Annotated in this window: 18 protein-coding genes; 12 read left to right on the top strand and 6 right to left on the bottom strand. The window is 41.6% G+C overall.

The window, feature by feature from the left end:
- Position 1: 1 nt before the first annotated feature.
- Both ACORHU_RS02460 and ACORHU_RS02465 read left to right on the top strand, forming a co-directional pair.
- Positions 2 to 871 (top strand): helix-turn-helix domain-containing protein, encoded by an 870-nt coding sequence (locus ACORHU_RS02460; RefSeq protein ID WP_434364678.1) that lies wholly within the window; start codon positions 2 to 4, stop codon positions 869 to 871.
- A 112-nt stretch (positions 872 to 983) separates the two neighbouring features.
- On the top strand, positions 984 to 2,114 hold the full coding sequence (locus tag ACORHU_RS02465; RefSeq protein ID WP_000229948.1) for an ABC transporter ATP-binding protein: 1,131 nt from the start codon (positions 984 to 986) through the stop codon (positions 2,112 to 2,114).
- A gap of 205 nt (positions 2,115 to 2,319) precedes the next feature.
- Here the strand turns inward: ACORHU_RS02465 and ACORHU_RS02470 are convergent, their stop codons facing one another.
- The 5 genes from ACORHU_RS02470 to ACORHU_RS02490 all read right to left on the bottom strand — a co-directional run bounded on the left by ACORHU_RS02470 (position 2,320) and on the right by ACORHU_RS02490 (position 6,575).
- A complete protein-coding gene (locus tag ACORHU_RS02470; protein ID WP_434364679.1) occupies positions 2,320 to 3,510 on the bottom strand; it encodes a ferredoxin reductase family protein in 1,191 nt (396 codons plus the stop codon).
- A 142-nt stretch (positions 3,511 to 3,652) separates the two neighbouring features.
- Positions 3,653 to 4,312 (bottom strand): amino acid ABC transporter permease, encoded by a 660-nt coding sequence (locus ACORHU_RS02475; RefSeq protein ID WP_434364680.1) that lies wholly within the window; start codon positions 4,310 to 4,312, stop codon positions 3,653 to 3,655.
- Between the two features lie 9 nt (positions 4,313 to 4,321).
- Positions 4,322 to 4,999 (bottom strand): amino acid ABC transporter permease, encoded by a 678-nt coding sequence (locus tag ACORHU_RS02480; protein ID WP_225742319.1) that lies wholly within the window; start codon positions 4,997 to 4,999, stop codon positions 4,322 to 4,324.
- Positions 5,000 to 5,011: 12 nt separating this feature from the next.
- The gene (locus ACORHU_RS02485) at positions 5,012 to 5,806 is read right to left on the bottom strand and encodes a transporter substrate-binding domain-containing protein (protein ID WP_434364681.1); all 795 of its coding nucleotides are present in this window, start codon (positions 5,804 to 5,806) and stop codon (positions 5,012 to 5,014) included.
- Positions 5,807 to 5,816: 10 nt separating this feature from the next.
- A complete protein-coding gene (locus ACORHU_RS02490) occupies positions 5,817 to 6,575 on the bottom strand; it encodes an amino acid ABC transporter ATP-binding protein (RefSeq protein WP_001229571.1) in 759 nt (252 codons plus the stop codon).
- A gap of 176 nt (positions 6,576 to 6,751) precedes the next feature.
- On the opposite strand from ACORHU_RS02490, the gene recJ reads away from it, so the two are divergent.
- The 8 genes from recJ to ACORHU_RS02530 all read left to right on the top strand — a co-directional run bounded on the left by recJ (position 6,752) and on the right by ACORHU_RS02530 (position 17,732).
- The gene (gene recJ / locus ACORHU_RS02495) at positions 6,752 to 8,974 is read left to right on the top strand and encodes a single-stranded-DNA-specific exonuclease RecJ (RefSeq protein WP_434364682.1); all 2,223 of its coding nucleotides are present in this window, start codon (positions 6,752 to 6,754) and stop codon (positions 8,972 to 8,974) included.
- Positions 8,975 to 9,147: 173 nt separating this feature from the next.
- On the top strand, positions 9,148 to 10,809 hold the full coding sequence (locus tag ACORHU_RS02500) for a ribonuclease J (protein ID WP_434364683.1): 1,662 nt from the start codon (positions 9,148 to 9,150) through the stop codon (positions 10,807 to 10,809).
- Between the two features lie 66 nt (positions 10,810 to 10,875).
- On the top strand, positions 10,876 to 11,655 hold the full coding sequence (locus tag ACORHU_RS02505) for an alpha/beta hydrolase (RefSeq protein WP_434364684.1): 780 nt from the start codon (positions 10,876 to 10,878) through the stop codon (positions 11,653 to 11,655).
- A gap of 130 nt (positions 11,656 to 11,785) precedes the next feature.
- On the top strand, positions 11,786 to 13,006 hold the full coding sequence (locus tag ACORHU_RS02510) for an aminoacyltransferase (protein WP_434364685.1): 1,221 nt from the start codon (positions 11,786 to 11,788) through the stop codon (positions 13,004 to 13,006).
- A gap of 4 nt (positions 13,007 to 13,010) precedes the next feature.
- Entirely contained in the window at positions 13,011 to 14,243 is a 1,233-nt protein-coding gene (murN, locus tag ACORHU_RS02515) for a peptidoglycan bridge formation alanyltransferase MurN (protein ID WP_434364686.1), read from the top strand.
- Positions 14,244 to 14,321: 78 nt separating this feature from the next.
- A complete protein-coding gene (locus ACORHU_RS02520) occupies positions 14,322 to 15,023 on the top strand; it encodes a M57 family metalloprotease (RefSeq protein ID WP_293963688.1) in 702 nt (233 codons plus the stop codon).
- Between the two features lie 38 nt (positions 15,024 to 15,061).
- Positions 15,062 to 16,909: an excinuclease ABC subunit UvrC gene (gene uvrC / locus ACORHU_RS02525; protein WP_434364687.1), complete on the top strand. Its 1,848-nt coding sequence runs from the start codon at positions 15,062 to 15,064 to the stop codon at positions 16,907 to 16,909.
- Entirely contained in the window at positions 16,899 to 17,732 is an 834-nt protein-coding gene (locus ACORHU_RS02530) for a metallophosphoesterase family protein (protein WP_434364688.1), read from the top strand. Before uvrC ends, ACORHU_RS02530 begins: the two co-directional genes overlap by 11 nt.
- A gap of 67 nt (positions 17,733 to 17,799) precedes the next feature.
- On the opposite strand, the gene ACORHU_RS02535 is transcribed toward ACORHU_RS02530, so the two are convergent.
- Positions 17,800 to 18,600, bottom strand: a complete 801-nt coding sequence (locus tag ACORHU_RS02535) for an amino acid ABC transporter substrate-binding protein (RefSeq protein WP_434364689.1) — start codon at positions 18,598 to 18,600, stop codon at positions 17,800 to 17,802.
- Between the two features lie 170 nt (positions 18,601 to 18,770).
- Between ACORHU_RS02535 and ACORHU_RS02540 the strand changes: the two genes are divergently transcribed.
- A complete protein-coding gene (locus ACORHU_RS02540; RefSeq protein WP_000670166.1) occupies positions 18,771 to 19,376 on the top strand; it encodes a nitroreductase family protein in 606 nt (201 codons plus the stop codon).
- A gap of 13 nt (positions 19,377 to 19,389) precedes the next feature.
- Positions 19,390 to 20,790, top strand: a complete 1,401-nt coding sequence (gene pepV / locus ACORHU_RS02545) for a dipeptidase PepV (protein ID WP_434364690.1) — start codon at positions 19,390 to 19,392, stop codon at positions 20,788 to 20,790.
- Positions 20,791 to 20,824: the final 34 nt, after the last annotated feature.

Consider the following 20,824-nt stretch of genomic DNA (forward strand, 5'->3'; position numbering starts at 1 on the left):
CATGATAGCAAAAGAACTACAAGACTGGTTTCCTGAGGCTCAGATTTCAGACCAACCAGTAGAGAAAGAAGGCTATCTCACGCTCCCTTTAGCTTCTCAGCAGTGGATTTTACTGGAGGAAGCTGGGCTTAGTGAGCGTGAAAAGCAGTTGGTTGCCCTTTTAACCCAGCAGGAGCAGGCTGGTTCGCTCAATCCTTGGTATTCTTATCTGATTGAGGGAAAGGGACAAGCACCACAAGTTTTTAAAAAGATTCAGTTGGTTTATTGTCATCTTTCCTATTTTCAGCAGGAAAATCTAGCTTCTTGGCTAGATATGATGCGGACTCTTTTTCCTAACTGTCAGACGGTGATTCAGGTCGGAGCTCAGGATTACATTTTTGTTCTCCAACAAGATAAGTACACCTCTGTACGTTCAATCTTATCTGATACGATTGAAGCAGTTGAGTATGACTTTGGATTGCGTCTGTCTATTATGCTAGGTCAAGTTTGGTCTCAGACGGGGCATCAAGCCCTATCAGACTTGATCAAAGCAGAGCGGGATTTGTTTAAGACTTGGTGGCGTCAGGGTCACCAAGGTGTTCACACTTTTTCACAACTCTATCTTTGGAGTGTGGGAGAAAGACTTGTGAACCTGAGAGCAATCAAGGAATGCTTGCACCAGATGATTTTGGATCAGGATCAGATTCAGGAAATCATTCTCTCTCTTTGGGAAAATAGTGCTGTCCTAACAAAAACAGCCCAGCAACTCTATTTACACCGCAATTCTCTCCAATACAAGATTGATAAATGGGAAGAATTGACTGGGCTTCAGTTGAAGGAATTGACCGATCTGACCTTGTGTTATCAATTGATTTTACCAGATATTCTCTAAAGTTTTGTGCAAGTTGCACAGAACTTTTTTATTTTTTTGGTCATCTTGCCATAGAAATGTAAAGCGTTTTCATCTATAATAAAACTATCAAAAGACAAAAGGAGTTCACCTCATGGTAGAATTGAATCTTAAAAACATTTACAAAAAATATCCAAACAGCGAACACTACTCAGTTGAAGACTTCAACTTGGACATCAAAGACAAAGAATTTATCGTTTTCGTAGGTCCTTCAGGATGTGGTAAATCAACTACTCTTCGTATGATTGCTGGTCTTGAAGACATCACAGAAGGTACTGCATCTATCGATGGCGTGGTTGTCAATGACGTAGCTCCAAAAGACCGTGACATCGCCATGGTATTCCAAAACTACGCTCTTTACCCACACATGACTGTTTATGATAACATGGCTTTCGGTTTGAAATTGCGTAAATACAGCAAGGAAGATATTGACAAACGTGTACAAGAAGCAGCTGAAATCCTTGGATTGAAAGAGTTCTTGGAACGTAAACCTGCTGACCTTTCAGGTGGTCAACGTCAACGTGTTGCCATGGGTCGTGCGATCGTTCGTGACGCAAAAGTATTCTTGATGGACGAGCCTTTGTCAAACTTGGATGCCAAACTTCGTGTATCAATGCGTGCTGAAATCGCTAAAATCCACCGTCGTATCGGAGCTACAACTATCTACGTAACTCACGACCAAACAGAAGCTATGACACTTGCAGACCGTATCGTTATCATGTCAGCAACTAAGAACCCTGCTGGTACAGGTACTATCGGACGTGTGGAACAAATTGGTTCTCCTCAAGAAGTTTACAAAAACCCAGTTAACAAATTTGTAGCAGGATTCATCGGAAGCCCAGCTATGAACTTCATCAACGTGAAACTGGTTGGTAGCGAAATTGTTTCAGACGGTTTCCGTTTGAAAGTGCCAGAAGGAGCATTGAAAGTTCTTCGTGAAAAAGGCTATGAAGGTAAAGAATTGATCTTCGGTATCCGTCCAGAAGATGTGAATGCAGAACCTGCTTTCCTTGAAACATTCCCAGAATCAGTTGTAAAAGCGACTATCTCTGTATCAGAATTGCTTGGTTCAGAATCTCACCTTTACTGCCAAGTTGGTAAAGATGAATTTGTTGCCAAAGTTGACGCTCGTGACTACTTGCAAACAGGTGCAACAGTTGAACTTGGATTTGACTTAAACAAAGCACATTTCTTCGATGTAGAAACTGAAAGAACAGTTTACTAAGATAAATGAAACTCAAAACACTGCTAGAGAAATCTGGCAGTGTTTTTTGAGTTTTTGGGCAGAAAAAACTCCTGGGAAATCCCAGGAGAATGTGATTGATACTCAATGAAAATCAAAAAGCAAACTAGGAAGCTAGCCGCAAGCTGTACTTGAGTACGGTAAGGCGACGCTGACGTGGTTTGAATTTGATTTTCGAAGAGTATGATTATTTGAACTTGAATCCTTCATAAATAAGCTCTGCTTTTGGATTTTGTTTCTTAATCTGTTTGGCAAGTGACTTCATCATAGAAAGAGGACCACACATATAGACGGTTGCATGTTCGGCTACTTCTTTTTCTTCAAAATTAAGATATCCGTCTTTTGTACTGTCTACCAGATGGAGTTCAAAATTAGGATTTTTCTGAGCATAGTCACGGAGCAAATCTAGGTAGACTGCATTTTCATCTCCGCGGAAGCTATAGTAGAAGTGAACCTGTTTATCTAAAATAGGATGTTCACGGATGTAAGAGATGAAGGGTGTGATCCCAATACCTCCAGCAATCCAAACCTGATTTTTTCGTCCTTCTTTTATGATCATGTGTCCGTAAGCTCTGTCCACGCTTACTTTGCTGCCGACTTGAAGATTGTCATAGATATTCTTGGTATGGTCGCCTGAATTTTTGACAGTAAAGTAAAGAGTTTGACCATGACCTCCTGAGATAGAAAAGGGATGCGGAGCACTTTCAAAGCCTTCTTGGAAAATCTTTAGGAAGGCAAATTGGCCTGATTGATAGTTGAAAGGTCTGCTAAGATGGATTTGAATTTCTCTAGTATCGTGGTTTAAGAGTTTGAGATTGGTAATTTTCCCTAGGTAGGGGAAACCAATCTTTTGATATAGAAAAATGATATAAAAACCAGCTAGCAACCCTAAAAGGGCATAGCTACCAACAAGAAAACTTAGAAGATTAAATGTGAGGAGGCGATTGCCCATCATCATATAGACGTGAAAGAGTCCAAAAATATAGGCTAGATAAACCAGGCGGTGAATCCATCGCCAAGCTTCGTATTGGATGTATTTGCCTAAATAGGCGACAAGGATGATACTGACAAAGATATAGATGGCAAGATTGCCAAACTGAGCGGCTAAGCGAGAGCCCCACAAACCGCCCATACTAAAGTTATGAAAGATGAGTAGAATGATGGATAGAAAGGCTGTGAATTTGTGAACAGTATAGACTCTCTCCAAACCGTGAAACCAGCTTTCTAGTAGTGGGAGACGAGTGGCTAGGATAAAGGTCAGAGATAGGCTTGTTAAAGCTAGTCCTGGAATCATGAATTGGGGAGAAGTGCCCATCCAAGTCAAAATAGTCAAGACAAAACTAGCTATGATAAAGAGTAGTCCTTTGATTGATTTCATAGAAAATTCCATTTCATTTAGATTTGATTTGTTGTAAATAAATTTGTTACATTTTATCATAGAAAAAGTATGGTGTCAAATCTAGGTGTGTAAATCTCTGTTCTCATCAAAAAACTCTCCAATTGAAGTGGAGAGTTATTTTTTATTCTGCAGCTTGTTGCCAACGTTTTGCTAGCATATGAGACAGGCTAGAGATTGCTAGGTTAAAGCTGAAGTAGATGAGGGCAATCAGGATATAAAGACTGAAGACTTGCTCTGGTTCGAAATAACGGCCCATGAGAATTTGGCTAGCTCCAAAGAGTTCTTGTAGGGCGATAACAGAGTAGAGAAGACTGGTATCCTTAATCACGGTTACAAACTGAGAAATGATGGCAGGCAGCATTTTACGAATAGCTTGTGGAAGAATGATGTGGTAGAGGATTTGGGTTGAGGTGAATCCTTGTGACATTCCTGCTTCGTACTGCCCCTTGTCTACGGCATTGAGACCGCCTCGAATAATCTCAGCTAGGGCCGCTGAGGTAAAGAGAGTAAAGGCAGTGATTCCTGCTGGAGTGGATTTCATCTTGAAAACTAAGAAGATAGTAAAGATCCAGAGGAGGTTGGGAACGTTACGCACAAACTCGATATAAATGCTGGAAATAATGCGCAAGACAGGATTTTTCCCATTTCTCATAACTGCTAGCGCTGTTCCGATAAGGGTAGATAGAACGATGGCAATTAGAGAAATATAGAGGGTCAAGCCAAATCCTTTAAAGATAAAGACTAGGTTATCTGGGGTTAAAACTTCTAAAATGGATTCCATAGTAACCTCCTAAAGTGAATAGGCTTTTTTGTTGGCTTGCTCCATCTTGCGACCAAACTGGGCAACAGGGAAGCATAGAGAAAAGTAGAGAAGGGCAGCACCTAGAAAGGCTGGGATGTAGTTTCCGTTAAGAGCCGACCAAGATTTGGTCACAAACATCAAGTCTACACCAGAAATGATAGCGACTGTGGAGGTATTCTTGATGAGGTTGACGATTTGGTTGGTCAAAGGAGGGAGAATAATACGGAAGGCCTGAGGCAAGATAATCAAGCGCATGGCACTGATATAGGTAAAACCTTGCGATAAGGCGGCTTCCATCTGACCGCTAGGAATAGACTGAATACCTGAGCGAATCACCTCAGCAATATAGGCACCGTGATAGAGTCCCACGCAGAGAACGGCTGTCCAATAAATCGGAATCATGATGGTGTGGTCACTGATAAGAGGTAGACCATAAAAAACGATGACAAACTGCACCAAGAGGGGAGTGTTTTGATAAAATTCTACAAAGATACGAGCCAAAATTCTCAATATCGGACGTTTACTGGTTGACATGGCTCCGAAGAAGATGCCTAAAACCATGGCTAGGATAAAGGATCCAATCGCTAGGGCAAGGGTGAAGAGGAAGCCATTGAAAAATTGTCCAAAATCCTGAAAATAGGCTATCCAAGATGATAAATCTGTCATAGGGTATCCTCCTTAATCTGCAGTATGGTTAGATGGTTTGAGCTTGTAACGGTCATAGAGTTTTTGCAAACTGCCATCCTTGCTCCATTTAGTAACCAAGTTATCGAGATAGTCGTTGAGTTCGGTGTTTGATTTCTTGGTAACGATACCGTAGTCAGATGGCTTGAAACTATCATCTAGTAGTTCTGTCCGTTTACTGATGTAACCAGACAGAATCGAGCGGTCAACGGAAAAGGCATCAATTCGATGAGCGTGAAGGGAAGTAATCAATTCTGGGTAGGAACCAAGTTCGACGAATTTAAAGGTTAGACCTTTCTTTTTACCCAGTTCAGTAATCAGGCGTTGGGTGATGGAACCTTGGGCAACACCGATGGTTTTTCCGTTTAGGTCCTCAATGCTTTTGAATTTGGCAGACTTATTGACCAAAAAGCCAGATGCGTCCGTGTAGTAGGGGCTGGTGAAGTTGTAGAGTTTTTTGCGTTCGTCTGTGATGGTAAAGGTCGCGATATCCATATCGACCTGTTCATTGTCTAGAAGGGGGCCACGAGTTTGCGCTGTGACAGGCACATAGCGAACCTTTACCTTGAGCTCATCTGCTACCATCTTGGCCAAGTCAGTTTCGATACCAGAATAGGTCCCTGTCTTGGGATCCTTGTAACCAAAATTGGGAACGTCTTGTTTGACACCGACAACCAGCTCGCCTCTCTTTTGAATGTCTGCGACGCTGGTATCAGCCTGGACTGGTTTTGTAGCAGCAAGGCTGAAAAGGCTAATCAATAATGCGGATAAAAAGAATTTCTTTTTCATAGGCTACTCCTTATTTGACTTTGTCACTTTCGTGGTTGATGATTTTGCTGAGGAATTGTTGGGCACGGGGTTCGCTTGGATTGTCGAAAAAGTCATCGACATCGGTCGTATCTACCAAAACTTCTCCGTCAGCCATAAAGATAATGCGGTCAGCAACTTCACGGGCGAAGCCCATTTCATGGGTAACGACAATCATATTCATACCCTCGTGGGCCAATTTTTGCATAACAGCCAGAACATCACCGATGGTTTCAGGGTCAAGGGCAGATGTTGGTTCATCAAAGAGAAGGAGTTCAGGATGCATAGCGAGTCCACGAGCAATGGCAATTCGTTGTTTTTGTCCACCGGATAGCATGGCTGGATAAGAATCTTTTTTGTCCCACATATTTACAAATTCTAGATATTTTTGGGCTGTTTTTTCAGCTTCTTTTTTATCAATTCCTAGAACTTTTATGGGTGCGAGTGTTACGTTTTCTAACACTGTTTTGTGAGGGTAAAGGTTAAAATGCTGGAAAACCATGCCGACTTCCTTGCGAAGAGGAACCAAATCTTTCTGGCTGGCACCAGCAACTTGGTGCCCATTTACTAGAAGACTTCCTTTATCAACAGCCTCCAAACCATTGATGGTGCGGATAAGAGTGGATTTCCCAGAACCAGAAGGGCCTAGGAGTACAACGACTTGCCCTTTTTCAAAACGGAGATTGATGTCGCGGAGTGCATGGTAGTCTCCGTAATATTTTTCGACGTGTTCAAATTCTACTAAAGCCATAAGGAATCTCCTTTGTGTTAGATTTTATAACATGATTCTACACCAAAAGATTTGTCTTGTCAAATCATATCTGAAAAAATTCACTAAAATTTTATAAAAAGGCAATCTGGATAGAGAAAAAGCCTAAATCGTGTTATAATGAAGCAATAGAATTCTTAGAAAGAGTGGATGTCTTTTTGATAACACCTACTTATGAATGGCAATTTGCCCCGCAGGTTGAAGATGCGGATTTTACAAAGATAGCCAAGAAGGCTGGGCTGGGTCCTGAGGTGGCTCGGTTATTATTTGAGAGAGGGATTCAGGACCAAGAAAGTCTGAAGAAGTTTTTAGAACCTTCTTTGGAGGACTTGCATGACCCTTATCTACTCCATGATATGGACAAGGCAGTGACTCGTATTCGTCAGGCCATTGAAGAAGGGGAAAATATTCTCGTTTATGGAGACTACGATGCGGATGGTATGACTTCGGCTTCGATTGTGAAGGAAAGTTTGGAACAGCTTGGTGCTGAGTGCCGTGTTTACTTGCCCAATCGTTTTACTGATGGTTATGGACCTAATGCCAGTGTTTACAAATATTTTATCGAGCAAGAAGGAATTTCCTTGATTGTGACGGTGGATAATGGGGTTGCAGGTCACGAGGCTATTGAATTGGCTCAGTCTATGGGAGTGGATGTCATTGTGACTGACCACCATTCTATGCCTGAAACCCTGCCAGATGCCTATGCCATTGTCCATCCTGAACATCCGGATGCGAACTATCCTTTCAAATATTTGGCTGGTTGTGGAGTTGCTTTCAAGCTGGCTTGTGCCCTTTTAGAAGAAGTACAAGTGGAACTGCTTGATTTGGTCGCTATCGGAACTATTGCGGATATGGTGAGTCTGACGGATGAAAACCGTATTTTAGTTCAGTATGGTCTAGAAATGTTGGGGCACACTCAGCGCATTGGTCTACAAGAAATGATGGATATGGCTGGGATTGCCGCCAACGAAGTAACAGAAGAAACGGTTGGTTTCCAGATTGCCCCTCGTTTGAATGCCTTGGGCCGCTTGGATGATCCCGATCCTGCCATTGATTTGCTGACTGGGTTTGATGATGAGGAAGCGCATGAGATTGCTCTCATGATTCATCAGAAAAACGAAGAGCGCAAGGAAATCGTCCAGTCTATCTATGAAGAAGCTAAGACCATGGTGGACCCTGAGAAGAAGGTCCAAGTCTTGGCTAAGGAAGGCTGGAATCCTGGAGTTCTGGGTATCGTGGCTGGTCGTTTGTTGGAAGAACTAGGACAGACAGTCATCGTTCTTAATATAGAGGACGGTCGTGCCAAGGGCAGTGCTCGTAGTGTGGAAGCGGTCGATATTTTTGAGGCTCTGGATCCTCATCGAGACCTATTCATCGCATTTGGTGGCCATGCTGGTGCGGCTGGTATGACGTTGGAAGTTGAGAAACTTTCAGATTTATCTCAAGTCTTGGAAGATTATGTTCGTGAAAAAGGTGCAGATGCTGCTGGCAAGAACAAGTTAAATCTAGATGAAGAACTGGATTTGGAGACTTTGAGTCTTGAAACGGTCAAGAACTTTGAGCGCTTGGCACCTTTTGGAATGGACAATCAGAAACCTGTCTTTTATATAAAGGATTTTCATGTCGAAAGTGCCCGTACTATGGGGGCAGGCAATGCCCATCTCAAACTGAAAATTTCCAAAGGTGAGGCGAGTTTTGAAGTGGTAGCATTTGGACAAGGCAGATGGGCGACAGAGTTTTCTCAAACCAAGAATCTAGAGCTGGCAGTCAAATTATCTGTCAACCAATGGAATGGCCAAACTGCCCTCCAGTTGATGATGGTGGATGCGCGTGTGGAGGGTGTTCAACTCTTTAACATTCGTGGGAAAAATGCAGTCTTACCAGAAGGAGTTCCAGTCTTGGATTTTGCTGGAGAACTGCCAGATATAGTGACTAGTGAAGCTGTTATCGTAAAAACAGTTCCTGAGGATATTACTCAGCTGAAGACTATTTTTCAGGAACAACATTTCTCTGCCGTCTATTTCAAAAATGATATTGACAAGGCCTATTATCTGACAGGTTATGGGACTAGAGAGCAGTTTTCAAAATTGTACAAGACCATCTACCAGTTTCCAGAGTTTGATATTCGCTACAAGCTGAAAGACTTGGCTGCTTATCTTAATATCCAACAAATCTTGCTGGTCAAGATGATTCAAGTATTTGAAGAGCTAGGCTTTGTGACGATCAAAGATGGTGTCATGACAGTCAATAAAGAGGCACCAAAGCGGGAAATCGGAGAAAGTCAGATTTACCAAAATCTAAAACAAACCGTCAAAGACCAAGAAATAATGGCGCTGGGTACCGTACAAGAAATTTATGACTTTTTAATGGAAAAAGAATAGCAGATAGGAAAGAGTTGGGAAACCAGCTCTTTTTTGAAAACAAATCTTCATTTTGAAAATCATCAAAAAAATGGTATAATGGTAGGAAAAGATTCGGCTAAAAGTGATAGTGCTTTTAGAATAAAAGGGCAAGTAACCCTATAATCAAGATAAATTAAGCTTTCGGAGGAAAAATGAGTAATATCAGTTTAACAACACTTGGTGGTGTACGTGAAAACGGGAAAAATATGTATATCGCTGAAATCGATGGGTCTATTTTCGTTTTGGATGCAGGTCTAAAATATCCTGAAAATGAACAACTAGGGGTGGACGTCGTTATTCCAAACATGGACTACCTTTTTGAAAATAGCGACCGTATCGCAGGAGTCTTCTTGACCCACGGCCATGCGGATGCTATTGGTGCTCTGCCTTATCTCTTGGCTGAAGCCAAGGTACCTGTATTTGGCTCTGAGTTGACTATTGAGTTGGCCAAACTCTTTGTTAAAGGAAATGATACGGTTAAGAAATTCAATGATTTCCATGTCATCGATGAGGATTCAGAGATTGATTTTGGAGGAACTGTGGTGTCCTTCTTCCGTACGACCCACTCTATCCCAGAAAGTCTGGGTGTTGTCTTGAAGACAGCTGAAGGTAGTATCGTTTATACAGGTGACTTCAAATTTGACCAGACAGCTAGTGAATCTTATGCAACAGACTTTGCTCGTTTGGCAGAAATCGGTCGTGATGGAGTTCTAGCTCTTCTTAGCGATTCAGCCAATGCGGACAGTAATATCCAAGTGGCTAGCGAAAGTGAAGTTGGGGACGAGATTACTCAAACCATTTCGGACTGGGATGGTCGTATCATTGTTGCAGCAGTAGCTAGCAACCTCTCTCGTATCCAGCAGGTGTTTGACGCTGCGGATGCAACAGGCCGTCGTGTGGTCTTGACAGGATTCGATATTGAAAATATTGTCCGTACTGCTATTCGCCTTAAGAAATTATCCCTAGCTAACGAAAGTCTTTTGATTAAGCCAAAAGATATGTCTCGCTTTGAAGACTATGAGTTGATTATCCTTGAGACAGGTCGTATGGGTGAGCCTATCAACGGTCTTCGTAAGATGTCAATTGGTCGCCACCGTTATGTGGAAATTAAGGACGGTGACCTGGTTTATATCGTAACGACTCCATCTATCGCCAAAGAAGCAGTTATGGCACGTGTGGAAAATATGATTTACCAAGCTGGCGGGGTTGTTAAACTGATCACCCAAAGCTTGCGTGTGTCAGGGCACGGAAATGCGCGTGATTTGCAGTTGATGATCAATCTCTTGCAACCCAAGTATCTCTTCCCGATTCAAGGGGAATACCGCGAGTTGGATGCCCATGCTAAGGCTGCTATGGCAGTTGGGATGTTGCCAGAACGCATTTTTATTCCTAAAAAGGGAACCAGCATGTCTTATGAGAATGGGGACTTTGTCCCAGCTGGAGCGGTTTCGGCAGGGGATGTCTTGATTGACGGAAATGCCATCGGTGATGTTGGGAATGTGGTTCTTCGTGACCGTAAGGTCTTGTCAGAGGATGGTATTTTCATCGTAGCAATTACTGTTAACCGTCGTGAGAAGAAAATTGTGGCCAAGGCTCGTGTTCACACGCGCGGATTTGTTTATCTCAAGAAGAGTCGCGATATTCTCCGTGAAAGTTCAGAATTGATTAACCAAACGGTAGAAGACTATCTTCAAGGAGATGACTTTGACTGGGCAGATCTCAAAGGGAAGGTTCGTGATAATCTGACCAAGTATCTCTTTGACCAAACCAAACGTCGTCCAGCTATTTTACCAGTAGTCATGGAAGCAAAATAATCGTTGAAATAAACGGAGAGAAAGTCGAATTTCGGCTTTTTCTTATAGAAAAATAGAGGAAATATTATGGCAGTAATGAAAATCGAGTATTACTCACAAGTTTTGGATATGGAGTGGGGAGTGAATGTCCTCTATCCTGATGCCAATCGAGTGGAAGAACCAGATTGTAAAGACATTCCCGTCTTGTACCTCTTGCACGGGATGTCTGGCAACCATAATAGCTGGCTCAAGCGTACCAATGTAGAACGCTTACTTCGAGAAACTAATCTCATCGTTGTTATGCCCAATACCAGCAACGGTTGGTATACCGATACCCAGTATGGTTTTGACTACTACACAGCTCTAGCAGAGGAATTGCCACAGGTTTTGAAACGTTTCTTCCCTAATATGACTAGTAAGCGTGAAAAGACCTTTATCGCTGGTCTTTCTATGGGAGGCTATGGCTGTTTCAAACTGGCTCTTGCAACAAATCGTTTTTCTCACGCAGCTAGTTTTTCAGGCGCCCTTAGCTTTCAAGATTTTTCTCTTGAAAGCCAAAATTTGGGAACACCAGCTTATTGGAGAGGTGTGTTTGGGGAGATTAAAGATTGGACAGCTAGTCCTTATTCTCTTGAAAGTCTGGCTAAAAAATCAGATAAACAGACCAAGATTTGGGCTTGGTGTGGCGAGCAAGATTTCTTGTACGAAGCCAATAATCTCGCAGTGAAAAATCTCAAAAAACTGGACTTTGATGTGACCTATAGCCATAGTGTTGGAACTCACGAATGGTACTACTGGGAAAAACAATTGGAAAGATTTTTAGCAACTCTTCCAATCGATTTCAAATTAGAAGAGAGATTGAGCTAAGTTTTTATAAATGAACCGCCATTTATAGTTATTCGTGGCTTAAAAACATTGATGGAAGTCTATTTTCGCTAGACTTTTTAATCGAAAATAGTAAAATAGTAGAGAGATACTAGTTGAAAGAGAGAAAAATATGTATCGTTATCAGCTTGGGATACCACTATCAGAGTATGATGGTTTTGTAAAAGAACATCCCATGGTTAATCTATTACAAAGCAGTGCTTGGGAAAAAGTGAAATCTGATTGGAATCATGAGAGGCTTGGTGTCTATGAAGGGGAGAACTTACTGGCTGTGGCTAGTATTCTCATAAAGTCCCTACCTTTGGGGTATAAAATGTTTTATATTCCAAGAGGTCCTATATTGGATTACAGGGATACAGAACTTTTAAAGTTTGTCCTGCAGTCTATTAAGTCTTATGCTCGCAGTAAGAGAGCGGTTTTTGTGACTTTCGATCCAAGCATTTGTCTATCTCAACATTTGGTCAATCAAGATAAAACAGAATATCCTGAAAATCTTGCTATTGTTGATATTTTAGGGCAATTAGGAGTGGAATGGTCTGGGCAGACAATCGAGATGGATGACACCATTCAGCCTCGTATTCAGGCGAAAATATATAAGGAAAATTTTGAAGAAGATAAACTTTCTAAATCAACGAGGCAAGCTATCCGAACAGCACGAAACAAAGGGCTTGAGATTCAATATGGTGGACTGGAACTATTAGATTCATTTTCGGAGTTGATGAAAAAAACTGAGAAGCGAAAAGAGATTCATTTAAGAAACGAAGCTTATTATAAAAAATTATTAGATAACTTCAAAGAAGATTCCTATATCACGCTAACAAGTTTGGATGTTTCTAAGCGTTTAAGAGAATTAGAAGAACAATTAGAAAAAAATAGAGTAGTTGCAGAAACATTTAATGATGCAACCAAACCTTCAAAAGTTCAGGAAAATATAAAAGAAAAAGAACGTTTAGAAGAGGAAATAGATTTCTTGCAGGGATATATGAATATGGGAAAATCAAACATTCCTTTAGCGGCTACTTTGAGTTTGGAATTTGGTAATACCTCTGTCAATCTATATGCTGGTATGGATGATGATTTTAAACGTTACAATGCACCAATTTTAACTTGGTATGAAACGGCTCGCTATGCCTTTGAGCGAGGTATGGTGTGGCAAAATTTAGGTGGTGTTGAAAACTCTCTCAATGGTGGACTTTATCATTTTAAGGAAAAATTTAATCCAACGATTGAAGAATATTTGGGTGAATTTACAATGCCCACTCATCCTCTCTATCCTCTGTTAAGACTTGCTCTTGATTTCCGTAAAACATTAAGAAAAAAACATAGAAAGTAAGTATATGGCACTAACTACACTCACAAAAGAAGAGTTTCGTACTTATTCTGATCAGGCTTCTTCTCGTTCCTTTATGCAATCTGTCCAGATGGGGGACTTATTAGAAAAAAGAGGGGCTCGAATTGTTTACCTTGCTTTGAAACAAGAAGGAGAAATTCAAGTTGCAGCTCTGGTTTATAGCTTGCCCATGCTAGGTGGTCTGCATATGGAGCTCAATTCGGGGCCTATTTATACTCAACAAGATGCTCTTCCAGTTTTTTATGCGGAGTTAAAAGAATATGCCAAGCAAAATGGTGTATTAGAGTTGCTTGTAAAACCTTATGAAACGTATCAAACTTTTGATAGTGAAGGTAATCCAATAGATGCTGAGAAAAAAAGTATTATTCAAGATTTGACTAATTTAGGTTATCAATTTGATGGATTAACAACAGGCTATCCAGGTGGAGAACCAGATTGGTTATACTATAAAGATTTGACTGAATTAACTGAAAAGAATTTGCTTAAAAGTTTTAGTAAAAAGGGTAAACCCTTGGTGAAAAAGGCTGAAACGTTTGGCATTCGATTGAAAAAGTTAAAACGTGAAGAACTATCGATTTTTAAGAATATAACAAAAGAAACCTCTGAACGTAGAGAATATAGTGATAAAAGTTTAGAATATTATGAGCACTTTTATGATTCATTTGGAGAACAAGCGGAGTTTCTCATAGCAAGCTTAAATTTTTCGGAGTATATGAGCAAATTGCAAGGTGAACAAAGTAAACTAGAAGAAGTCTTAGACAAGTTGCGACTTGATTTGAGTAAAAATCCTCATTCTGAGAAAAAACAAAATCAACTGAGAGAATATTCTAGTCAATTTGAAACTTTTGAAGTTCGAAAAGCAGAAGCGAGAGACTTGATTGAAAAATATGGAGAAGAAGATATTGTTTTAGCCGGGAGTTTATTTGTTTATATGCCTCAGGAAACGACTTATCTCTTTAGTGGTTCCTACACTGAATTTAATAAGTTCTATGCCCCTGCGCTACTTCAAAAATATATTATGTTGGAAAGTATAAAACGTGGAATACCTAAATACAACTTCCTAGGGATTCAAGGGATTTTTGATGGTAGTGATGGCGTTTTGCGTTTTAAACAAAATTTTAATGGCTATATTGTACGTAAAGCAGGAACTTTCCGTTATCATCCATCGCCTTTAAAATACAAAGCTATTCAGTTAGTCAAAAAAATATTAGGACGTTAAGATGAACAAGCCAGTATTTAGCTTTCTTTCAGCTTGTTTTAGTAAAATAGTCTTTATTTGCTAGAAAGGTGGAGAGACATGCGCTGGCTTTTTCGTTTGATAGGGGTTTTCTTTTCTTTTGTTTGGCGTTTGTTTTGGCGCTTGGTTTGGATTGTTTTGTTTTTATGCACTCTTGCTTTTGGATTTCTCTGGTATCTGAACGGGGATTTCCAAGGAGCGCTGAAGCAGGCAGAGCGGTCGGTAAAGATTGGTCAACAAAGCATTGACCAATGGGGAAAAACAGGGCAACTGCCTAAGTTAAACCAGACAGATAGCCACCAGCATTCTGAAGGAAGGTGGCCGCAAGCCTCTGCTCGTATTTACTTGGATCCCCAGATGGATTCACGCTTCCAAGAGGCTTATATAGAAGCGATTCAGAATTGGAATCAAACTGGTGCTTTTAACTTTGAACTTGTGACTGAGTCCAGCAAGGCGGATATCTTGGCTACTGAGATGAACGACGGAAACACTCCTGTGGCAGGAGAGGCGGAAAGTCAGACTAATCTCTTGACGGGGCAATTCTTGTCTGTAACGGTGCGTCTGAATCATTATTATCTGTCCAATCCTGACTATGGCTATTCCTATGAGCGCATTGTCCATACGGCAGAACATGAGTTAGGCCATGCGATTGGCTTGGATCATACAGATGAGAAGTCTGTGATGCAACCGGCAGGTTCCTTTTATGGTATTCAGGAAGAGGATGTTGCAAACCTTCGAAAAATATATGAGACCAATGAGTAGGGGACTATCTTTCCCTACTTTTTTGCTATAATGGAATTATGAACAACTTGATTAAATCAAAACTAGAGCTCTTGCCGACCAGCCCTGGTTGCTACATTCACAAGGATAAAAACGGCACCATTATCTATGTAGGAAAGGCTAAAAATCTGCGTAACCGCGTGCGGTCTTATTTCCGTGGAAGTCATGATACCAAGACAGAGGCTCTGGTGTCTGAAATTGTAGATTTTGAATTTATCGTTACTGAGTCCAATATTGAGGCACTCCTTCTGGAAATCAACCTGATCAAGGAAAACAAGCCCAAGTACAATATCATGCTCAAGGATGATAAGTCCTATCCTTTTATCAAAGTTACCAATGAGCGCTATCCTCGTTTGATTATCACCCGTCAGGTCAAGAAGGACGGAGGTCTCTACTTTGGACCTTATCCAGATGTGGGAGCAGCCAATGAAATCAAGCGGTTGCTGGATCGAATTTTTCCTTTTAGAAAGTGTACCAATCCACCGTCTAAGGTCTGTTTTTACTACCATATCGGTCAATGTATGGCCCACACCATCTGTAAGAAAGATGAGGCCTATTTCAAGTCCATGGCTCAGGAGGTTTCTGAGTTTCTGAAAGGGCAGGATGACAAAATCATTGATGCTCTTAAGGGAAAAATGGCAGCGGCAGCCCAGACTATGGAATTTGAACGTGCAGCGGAATACCGTGACCTAATTCAGGCTATTGGAACGCTTCGAACCAAGCAACGGGTTATGGCTAAGGATCTCCAAAATCGGGATGTCTTTGGCTACTATGTGGACAAGGGCTGGATGTGTGTTCAGGTTTTCTTTGTTCGTCAGGGCAAGCTTATCGAGCGCGATGTCAATCTTTTTCCCTACTACAACGATCCGGATGAGGACTTCTTGACCTATGTGGGACAATTCTATCAAGAAAAATCTCACCTGGTTCCCAATGAGGTACTGATTCCGCAGGATATTGACGAAGAAGCTGTCAAGGCTTTGGTAGACACCAAGATTCTTAAGCCTCAACGTGGAGAGAAAAAGCAGCTGGTCAATCTGGCTATAAAGAATGCTCGAGTCAGTCTAGAGCAGAAGTTCAATCTGTTAGAAAAATCTGTCGAAAAGACACAAGGAGCTATTAAAAATCTAGGTCGTTTGCTCCAAATACCGACCCCAGTCCGCATCGAATCCTTCGATAACTCTAATATCATGGGGACCAGTCCTGTTTCAGCTATGGTGGTCTTTGTCAACGGCAAACCGAGTAAGAAGGATTACCGTAAGTACAAGATAAAAACCGTAGTCGGGCCAGACGACTATGCCAGTATGAGAGAAGTCATTCGCAGGCGCTATGGTCGAGTACAGCGTGACGGTTTGACTCCTCCAGATTTGATTGTCATCGATGGGGGACAAGGTCAAGTCAATATCGCTAAGCTAGTCATCCAAGAGGAACTGGGTTTGGATATTCCCATTGCAGGTCTGCAAAAGAATGACAAACACCAAACCCATGAGCTGCTCTTTGGAGATCCGCTTGAGGTGGTGGAGTTGTCTCGCAATTCTCAGGAATTTTTCCTCCTCCAACGCATTCAAGATGAGGTCCACCGCTTTGCTATCACTTTCCACCGCCAACTGCGCTCAAAAAATTCTTTTTCATCACAACTGGATGGGATTGACGGTCTGGGACCTAAACGTAAGCAAAATATCATGAAGCATTTCAAGTCTCTGACTAAAATCAAGGAAGCTAGTGTGGATGAGATTGTCGAAGTTGGGGTGCCAAGAGCAGTAGCAGAAGCTGTGCAGAGGAAGTTGAACTCGCAGGAAACAGAAACCTTGCCTCAAGTGGCAGAAGAAAGAGTAGATTATCAAAGAGAAGGAAACCATCATGAACCATAAAATCGCAATTTTATCAGATATTCATGGCAATGCGACGGCCTTGGAAGCAGTGATTGCAGATGCTAAAAATCAAGGAGTCAGTGAATACTGGCTTCTGGGAGATATTTTTCTACCTGGTCCAGGTGCAAATGACTTGGTAGCCCTGCTAAAGGATCTTCCTATCACGGCAAGTGTTCGAGGCAATTGGGATGATTGTGTCCTTGAAGCTTTAGATGGGCAATATGGCTTAGAAGACCCACAGGGAGTCCAGCTCATGCGCATGACCCAGTTTTTGATGGAGCGAATGGATCCTGCAACGATTGTCTGGCTACGAAGCTTGCCTATGCTGGAAAAGAAAGAAGTTGAGGGACTGCGTTTTTCTCTCTCTCATAATTTACCTGACAAAAATTATGGAGGTGACTTGTTGGTTGGGAATGATACAGAAAAATTTGACCAACTGCTAGATGCGGAAACCGACGTGGCAGTCTATGGTCATGTTCACAAGCAGTTACTTCGTTATGGAAGTCAAGGACAACAAATCATCAATCCAGGGTCGATTGGCATGCCCTATTTTAATTGGGAGGCGTTAAAAAATCACCGTGCCCAGTATGCCGTGATAGAAGTTGAAGATGGGGAATTGGTAAATATCCTATTTCGTAAAGTCGCTTATGATTATGAAGCGGAGTTAGAACTGGCCAAGTCCAAGGGACTTCCCTTTATCGAAATGTATGAAGAGCTACGTCGTGACGATAACTATCAGGGGCACAATCTAGAACTCTTAACTAGTTTAATTGAAAAGCATGGGTATGTAGAAGATGTGAAGAATTTTTTTGATTTTTTGTAAGAGTTTTCTAAAATAACCAATGCAAACTAAAAAAGCGATTGGCTGGTCCAATCGCTTTTAGTATATCTTATTGTAACTGAGATTGATCTGGGAGATAAGAACCACCTAGATAGGTATTGCTAAGTTTTTCAAGGGTTCCATCTTGATAGAGTTCTTTGAGCGCTTTATCAAATTTCTCTTTAAACTCTTTTTGGTCGCTTGAAAAAACGATATAGTTGTTGGGGCTATCGGCAGAAGGTAAATCAACGACTGAGAGATCTAAGCCACGGTCCTTGATAATCTTTTGAACCGATACCTTGTCAAAGACTAGGAAATCAAATTCACCGTTAGAGAGGTCTAGGATTCGTTTACCGATATCCTCACCAGAAAAATCAATTGTAGCAGGATTATCAGTATGTTTTTGATTCCAGTTATTGATGAATTGAGCGTTTGAAGTTCCAGTATCCTCTTGCGTTGTTTTGCCAGCGATTTGGTCAAGTGAAGTCAGAGGATTTTTCTTGTTGCTGACAAGGACGAGGGGATTGTTTGAAATTGGAAGTGAGTAAAGGTATTTTTCAGCACGCTCTTTTGTATAACTCAAGTTATTGGCTGCAACCTGATAGTGACCAGAATCAAGTCCAGGGAAGATGCTCTCCCAGGCAGTTCTTTGGAATTGAATCTCGTAGTCGCTGAGTTTTTCATCCACTGCTTTTAGAACTTCGATATCGAAGCCTGTCAGATTACCCTTGTCTTCGTAGTCAAATGGCGGCACATCACCAGCTGTAGCAACGACAATTGTCTTTTGAGAGCTGGTCTCTTTAGGTGTAGCTTGATTTCCACAGGCAACTAAAAAGGGGACGATAGCTAGTAATAGGCTAAATTTTTTCATAATGTCTCCATTCAGATGTAAGATATCTGCTAGTTTATCAGAAACTTTCTTGATGAACCAATATATATTTTTTATGCCTGTGATAAAAAAACTTAATCATGGAAAATATCTGCAAGCTCTTTCAAATTATGGTAGAATGGAAGCAGTAGAATTAGAAAAGGAAATCGATTATGAAATTTCTTGAATTAAACAAAAAACGTCATGCGACCAAGCATTTCACTGACAAACCAGTGGATCCCAAAGATGTGCGTACGGCTATCGAAATTGCAACCTTGGCACCAAGCGCCCACAACAGCCAGCCTTGGAAATTTGTGGTGGTTCGTGAGAAAAATGCCGAATTAGCAAAATTGGCTTACGGTTCGAACTTTGAACAGGTATCATCAGCGCCTGTAACCATTGCTCTGTTTACAGATACAGATCTGGCTAAACGTGCTCGTAAGATTGCCCGAGTTGGTGGTGCTAATAACTTTTCTGAAGAGCAACTACAATACTTCATGAAAAATTTGCCTGCTGAATTTGCCCGTTACAATGAACAACAGGTTAGTGACTACCTAGCCCTCAATGCAGGTTTGGTTGCTATGAACTTGGTTTTGGCTCTTACAGACCAAGGAATCGGATCAAATCTGATTCTTGGTTTTGACAAATCAAAAGTCAACGAAGTTTTGGAAATCGAAGACCGTTTCCGTCCAGAACTCTTGATTACAGTGGGATACACAGACGAAAAATTGGAACCAAGCTACCGCTTGCCAGTGGATGAAATCATCGAGAAAAGATAGAAAGAAGAAAAAAATGACAGCAATTGATTTTACAGCAGAAGTAGAAAAACGCAAAGAAGACCTCTTGGCTGACTTGTTTAGCCTTTTGGAAATCAACTCAGAACGTGATGACAGAAAGGCTGATGCTGAGCATCCATTTGGGCCTGGGCCTGTCAAAGCCTTGGAAAAATTCCTTGAAATCGCAGACCGTGATGGCTATCCAACTAAGAATGTCGACAATTATGCAGGACACTTCGAGTTTGGTGATGGAGAAGAAGTTCTCGGAATCTTTGCCCACATGGACGTGGTGCCGGCTGGTAGCGGTTGGGACACAGATCCTTACACACCAACTATCAAAGACGGTCGCCTTTATGCGCGTGGGGCATCAGATGACAAGGGTCCTACAACAGCTTGTTACTATGGTTTGAAAATCATCAAAGAATTGGGCCTTCCAACTTCTAAGAAAGTTCGTTTCATTGTCGGAACAGACGAAGAATCAGGCTGGGCAGACATGGACTACTACTTCGAGCACGTAGGACTTGCGAAACCAGACTTCGGTTTCTCTCCAGACGCTGAATTCCCTATCATCAATGGTGAAAAAGGAAATATCACAGAATACCTCCATTTTGCAGGTGAGAATACAGGTGCAGCCCGTCTTCACAGCTTCACAGGTGGATTGCGTGAAAATATGGTACCTGAATCAGCAACGGCAGTTGTTTCAGGTGACTTGGCTGACTTGCAAGCTAAACTAGATGCCTTTGTTTCAGAACACAAACTTAGAGGAGAAATCCAAGAAGAAGCTGGTCAATACAAGGTGACAATCATTGGTAAATCAGCCCATGGTGCTATGCCTGCTTCAGGTGTCAATGGTGCGACTTACCTTGCCCTCTTCCTTAGCCAATTCGACTTTGCTGGACCAGCTAAAGATTACCTCGACATCGCTGGAAAAATTCTTTTGAACGACCATGAGGGGGAAAATCTCAAGATTGCCCATGTGGATGAAAAGATGGGTGCCCTTTCTATGAATGCGGGAGTCTTCCGCTTTGACGAAACAAGTGCTGACAATACGATTGCCCTTAATATCCGTTATCCAAAAGGGACAAGTCCAGAGCAAATCAAGTCAATCCTTGAAAACTTGCCAGTTGCTTCTGTTAGCCTTTCTGAACACGGTCACACCCCTCACTATGTACCAATGGAAGATCCACTTGTCCAAACCTTGTTGAATGTTTATGAAAAACAAACTGGCCTTAAAGGTCATGAACAAGTTATCGGTGGTGGTACCTTTGGTCGCTTGCTAGAACGAGGTGTTGCCTATGGTGCCATGTTCCCAGACTCTATTGACACCATGCACCAAGCTAATGAATTTATCGCCTTGGACGATCTCTTCCGAGCAGCAGCAATCTATGCTGAAGCTATTTACGAATTGATCAAATAAAACGATAGAAGTCTGAGATCTTATGCTTGGACTT

This window comes from Streptococcus sp. KHUD_015 (assembly GCF_051106265.1).
Classification (GTDB): Bacteria; Bacillota; Bacilli; order Lactobacillales; family Streptococcaceae; genus Streptococcus.

Bases quoted from the DNA above. Each gene is read 5' to 3' on its own strand.
- ACORHU_RS02460 (WP_434364678.1), top strand. From the start codon at position 2: ATGATAGCAAAAGAACTACAAGACTGGTTTCCTGAGGCTCAGATTTCA.
- ACORHU_RS02465 (WP_000229948.1), top strand. From the start codon at position 984: ATGGTAGAATTGAATCTTAAAAACATTTACAAAAAATATCCAAACAGC.
- ACORHU_RS02470 (WP_434364679.1), bottom strand. From the start codon at position 3,510: ATGAAATCAATCAAAGGACTACTCTTTATCATAGCTAGTTTTGTCTTG.
- ACORHU_RS02475 (WP_434364680.1), bottom strand. From the start codon at position 4,312: ATGGAATCCATTTTAGAAGTTTTAACCCCAGATAACCTAGTCTTTATC.
- ACORHU_RS02480 (WP_225742319.1), bottom strand. From the start codon at position 4,999: ATGACAGATTTATCATCTTGGATAGCCTATTTTCAGGATTTTGGACAA.
- ACORHU_RS02485 (WP_434364681.1), bottom strand. From the start codon at position 5,806: ATGAAAAAGAAATTCTTTTTATCCGCATTATTGATTAGCCTTTTCAGC.
- ACORHU_RS02490 (WP_001229571.1), bottom strand. From the start codon at position 6,575: ATGGCTTTAGTAGAATTTGAACACGTCGAAAAATATTACGGAGACTAC.
- ACORHU_RS02500 (WP_434364683.1), top strand. From the start codon at position 9,148: ATGAGTAATATCAGTTTAACAACACTTGGTGGTGTACGTGAAAACGGG.
- ACORHU_RS02505 (WP_434364684.1), top strand. From the start codon at position 10,876: ATGGCAGTAATGAAAATCGAGTATTACTCACAAGTTTTGGATATGGAG.
- ACORHU_RS02510 (WP_434364685.1), top strand. From the start codon at position 11,786: ATGTATCGTTATCAGCTTGGGATACCACTATCAGAGTATGATGGTTTT.
- murN (WP_434364686.1), top strand. From the start codon at position 13,011: ATGGCACTAACTACACTCACAAAAGAAGAGTTTCGTACTTATTCTGAT.
- ACORHU_RS02520 (WP_293963688.1), top strand. From the start codon at position 14,322: ATGCGCTGGCTTTTTCGTTTGATAGGGGTTTTCTTTTCTTTTGTTTGG.
- uvrC (WP_434364687.1), top strand. From the start codon at position 15,062: ATGAACAACTTGATTAAATCAAAACTAGAGCTCTTGCCGACCAGCCCT.
- ACORHU_RS02530 (WP_434364688.1), top strand. From the start codon at position 16,899: ATGAACCATAAAATCGCAATTTTATCAGATATTCATGGCAATGCGACG.
- ACORHU_RS02535 (WP_434364689.1), bottom strand. From the start codon at position 18,600: ATGAAAAAATTTAGCCTATTACTAGCTATCGTCCCCTTTTTAGTTGCC.
- ACORHU_RS02540 (WP_000670166.1), top strand. From the start codon at position 18,771: ATGAAATTTCTTGAATTAAACAAAAAACGTCATGCGACCAAGCATTTC.
- pepV (WP_434364690.1), top strand. From the start codon at position 19,390: ATGACAGCAATTGATTTTACAGCAGAAGTAGAAAAACGCAAAGAAGAC.